This is a genomic window from Mesorhizobium sp. M7A.F.Ca.CA.001.08.2.1, from assembly GCF_003998455.1.
Lineage (GTDB): Bacteria > Pseudomonadota > Alphaproteobacteria > Rhizobiales > Rhizobiaceae > Mesorhizobium > Mesorhizobium ciceri.
Genome location: NZ_RZPW01001131.1, coordinates 1 through 1,402, shown reverse-complemented (window position 1 = coordinate 1,402; position 1,402 = coordinate 1). Strand labels below are relative to the sequence as shown.

2 protein-coding genes are annotated in these 1,402 nt (G+C 63.7%); both read left to right on the top strand.

Translation table 11 applies throughout. From position 1 onward, the window contains the following. Positions 1–639 (top strand): anti-sigma factor (locus EN914_RS35490; protein ID WP_164779170.1); only part of this gene is annotated, 639 nt, incomplete at its 5' end. A 23-nt stretch (positions 640–662) separates the two neighbouring features. Then, complete coding sequence (locus EN914_RS35485) at positions 663–1,379, top strand: Bax inhibitor-1/YccA family protein (protein WP_023812012.1); 717 nt, start codon at positions 663–665, stop codon at positions 1,377–1,379. The last annotated feature ends 23 nt before the right edge of the window (positions 1,380–1,402 follow it).

Below are 1,402 nucleotides of genomic sequence, written 5' to 3'. Positions count from 1 at the left end.
GATCTCAGGACCCGCGATGAACTGCGCGTGGCGCTTGCCGGCTCCAAAGGCATGGCACGGCCCGCGACCGCCGATGCCGCGCGGCGGCTGGAGAGGGGGCTTGCCCGCGGCCGCATCTTCGGTGTGCTGCAGCGCGCCGCGGTGGTTGCTGTCTTCGTCGCCGCCGGGTGGCTGGCGAACGGTATCATCGGGCCAATGTCGGTGACCAAGGTCGTCGCCTCGCCGCAGCCGCCCGCCTATGTCGACGACGCAGTGCGGGCCCACAGGACCACGCTGGTGCGCGAGAGCATGCCGTCGCAGCCCGAGGCGCCCAATTACAACGCCGGCGAGATTCGCGCCGCGACCGCCATCGTCATGCCGTCGCTGCCCAAGGATTGGAAGGTCCGCGACGTGCAGATCTATCCGTCCCGCTTTGGTCCGAGCGTCGAGATGGCGGTCGAGACGAAAGACATGGGGCTGGTGTCGCTGTTTGCGATCCGGCCCGGAACCTTCGACGTCGTCAAGCCGACGATCGCGCCCTCGGGCGACATTTCATCGGCCTATTTCCAGATCGGCGATGTGGCTTATGCGGTGGTCGGACGAAGCGAGGTCCACGACCTCGACCGCGCCGCAGAGACGCTCGCCAAGACGCTCTACTGATCGATCCACAAAGGAGAACGCAAATGAACACCCCCAATCTGGGATATCGCGTCGGCGCCGGCGCCCAAACCGGAGCCATCTTCGACGAGGGCCTGCGCCAGCATATGCTGCGCGTCTACAACTACATGGGTGTCGGCCTGGTGGTCACCGGCCTTGTCGCCTTCATGATCTCGTCGACGCCGGCGCTCTACGTGCCGATCTTCTCCAGCCCGCTGAAATGGGTGGTGATGCTGGCACCGCTCGCCTTCGTCATGCTGTTCTCGTTCAAGATGCAGACCATGTCCGCGGCGAGTGCCCAGGCGATGTTCTGGGCCTTCTGCGCGGTCATGGGCCTCTCGCTCGCCTCCGTGTTCCTGGTGTTCACCGGAACCAGCATCGCGCGCACCTTCTTCATCGCAGCCACCATGTTCGGCGCCACCAGCCTGTACGGCTACACGACAAAGCGCGACCTGACCCAGTTCTCGTCGTTCCTGATCATGGGCCTGATCGGCGTGGTGATCGCCAGCATCGTCAACATCTTCCTCGGCTCGACCGCGCTGCAGTTCGCCATCTCGGTGATCGGCATCGCCGTGTTCATCGGCCTGACCGCCTGGGACACGCAGACGATCAAGGAACAGTATGCCGAGAATTTCGACGCGGAATCGCGCCAGAAACTTGCCGTCTTCGGCGCCTTCTCGCTCTATCTGAACTTCATCAACATCTTCCAGCTGCTGCTGAATTTCACCGGCGAACGCGAATAACGACTATCCGCTGTGGGCAAGAG